This is a genomic window from Cohnella baijiui (genome assembly GCF_020731285.1).
Classification (GTDB): domain Bacteria; phylum Bacillota; class Bacilli; order Paenibacillales; family Paenibacillaceae; genus Cohnella.
The window spans coordinates 1-329 of the sequence record NZ_JAJFOW010000178.1; the positions used below are offsets into that span (position 1 = coordinate 1).

1 protein-coding gene is annotated in these 329 nt (G+C 35.0%); it reads left to right on the top strand.

Annotated elements, in window-relative coordinates:
- Nucleotides 1–329 (top strand): hypothetical protein (locus tag LKX83_RS32210; protein WP_227887343.1); only part of this gene is annotated, 329 nt, incomplete at both ends.

The following is a 329-nucleotide window of genomic DNA, read 5'->3' on the forward strand; positions in this document are numbered from 1 at the left end:
TGATAAATGAGTTAAATAAACACTTAGATATTACCTTGTACGAAATAAATGAAACTCATGAAGAAGTCATTTTTGAGATTAAAGAAACGGTAGCCTTAGAACAAATGCAGGAATTTATGCAATATCAATATTCGATGTGTCCTCAAGAGCAATGGGACACAGATTGTTTTGAATCGGCTTCGGAAATGATGGGTGAATTATCATCATTAAAAGAGTTAGTTGAACTGGCAGAAGAGGGGAGATTTCCTTGTTTTCAATCCAATATTATTACTGACGAAGTAAAGGTGTCAGCATGGGATTTGTTAAGAGTGGAATTCTCGATGTTGGTG